Source organism: Nocardia sp. NPDC004582 (genome assembly GCF_053602115.1).
Genome location: NZ_JBSGCY010000286.1, coordinates 1 through 1,996, shown reverse-complemented (window position 1 = coordinate 1,996; position 1,996 = coordinate 1). Strand labels below are relative to the sequence as shown.

Genomic DNA, 1,996 nt, shown 5'->3' with positions numbered 1-1,996 from the left:
GTGTCGGCGGCCTCGGCGCTGATCCACGCGGCGCACTCCGGCCCGGCCCCGGCCGACGACGGCGGCGATCGCTTCCTGCCGTGCTCGGCGGTGTCGATCGCGGTGCTGCTGTGCCTGAGCATGGGCGATCCCCGTCGCGCGGCCGACGCCCTGCGCGGTGCGACCCCCACACCGCAGAGCCTGGTGCTCGGGGCCTGGGTGGCCATGCTGGGCGGCGACGAGCATTCGGCCGCCACCCTGATGTCGGAAGTGCCGGTGGCGGAACTGGATCCGCGGGATCGCCTGCTCGCGCACGGCGTGATCGTCGGCCTGGCCCGTCGCAGCGGTGACCATGCGGCGCTGGCCCTGGCCTGGCAGCAGGCCTACCCGCTGTTCGACGAGGTCGGCGCGGACCTGCTGGCGCTGTTGCCGATCGGCGAACTGTGGCTGGCCGGAATCCGTCTGCGCGACGAGGCGCGGATGACGGCGCTGGTGACCGGCGCCGACGACCTGCTGCGCCGCCTGGGCGAACCGCCGGTCTGGTCGAATGCCTTCCACTGGTACGCGATTCAGGCCGCTATCGCCCAGGAGAGCCCGGAAGCCCTGCTGCCGCACGCTCATCGGCTGAAGACGGCCGCCTCGGCGGGGGATCCGCAGGCCGCGGTGCTGGCCGACGCGGGCCGCACCTGGGTGCTGGTGCTGCGCGGTCAGGTGGTGCGGGATCGGGTCGAGGGCGCGGTGGCGCGACTGGCCGGGCTCGGCCTGCGCTGGGACGCGGCCCGGCTGGCCAGTGAGGCCGCGCTGGCGGTCGGAGACGCGGCCACCGCGACCGCCCTGCTGAAGCTGGCCCGTACCGTGCGCGCGCAGTCCCGGCCGCCGGAAGCTCCGGTGCGGGTGCCCGAGCCCGCGGCCCCGCAGGCACGCCCGGAACCGGTCACCGATACCGTGCTGAGCGAACGCGAACGCGAGGTGGCCGAACTGGTACTGCTGGGTCTGACGTACCGGGAGATCGGGGCCCGGCTCTACATCTCGGCCAAAACCGTGGAACATCACGTGGCCCGGATGAGACGCCGAATCGGTGCGGGGTCGCGTTCGGAGTTATTGTCAATGCTCCGCGCCATGGGTCACGGTTCACTCCTGGTCTGATCCGGCGCGGAGAGACCGGACGCACCGAGTGAGGTAACGAGGATGGCCACTGGCGTGGGTCTGCGGATCGCGGACGACGAATCCGTCGTAGCCGTGGTGACCGGCGACGACGCCACGCTCCCGGTGCATTACACCGTGCGTGAATCGGTGCTGCACATGTCCGATGACGGCGACGCGGTGCTGGGCGGGGAGGCGCCGGAGGGCTATTCGCACTCCATTCGCGGCTTCGTCGGCGCGGTCGGCGACCCGGCGGGGCTGGCGGTGGACGACGGCGAGGCGTATCGCGCCGAGGACCTGATGGCCACCGCGGTGTTCTGCCTGATCAGTCAGGCCGCCGAACACCTCAACGGGCCCGCCGAGTTCTATCTGGCGCACCCGACCGGCTGGACCGACGCGCACGTGCGCTCGCTCCGCGAGGCCCTGGACTACCTGGGCCTGAAGTCGGTGGTGCTGGTCAGTGAGCGCGACCTACCGCAGGCGGACGCGGAGACCGGCAAGACGCTCGCCTACAACGCGGCCCGCGCGGCCCTGGCGGCGGTGCTGTCCACTCCGGCCGGGCTGACCCCGCCCGATGCCACCGCGTCCGCCGTGAACGCCGCCGACGTCACCGATGTGCTGCCCACACTGAAGTCGTCCGAGCCGCTGGCGCAGGCCTATTCGGCCGCGGTCGCCGCGGTTCCGGCCGTCACCGCCGCCGAGCCGGCGATCACCCGGTCGATTCCGGGGGCCGCGGTCACGCACGCGCCGCGCGCCTCCCGAGGCCCGTACATCATCGCCCACCCTGCTGTCGCTACTGCTGGGAAAGGTGCGGCCGGACAACGGTTCCGCGTCGCTCGGCTCGGGCGTCGCGATCGGCGAGGTCGATCAGGCG

2 protein-coding genes are annotated in these 1,996 nt (G+C 72.7%); both read left to right on the top strand.

Translation table 11 applies throughout. The features are described 5' to 3' along the window. Positions 1 to 1,125: LuxR C-terminal-related transcriptional regulator (locus tag ACWELJ_RS34030; protein WP_452370163.1), on the top strand; the 1,125-nt coding region annotated here is incomplete at its 5' end. Positions 1,126 to 1,167: 42 nt separating this feature from the next. Next, on the top strand, positions 1,168 to 1,996 hold an 829-nt coding region (locus ACWELJ_RS34025), incomplete at its 3' end, for a hypothetical protein (protein ID WP_452370162.1).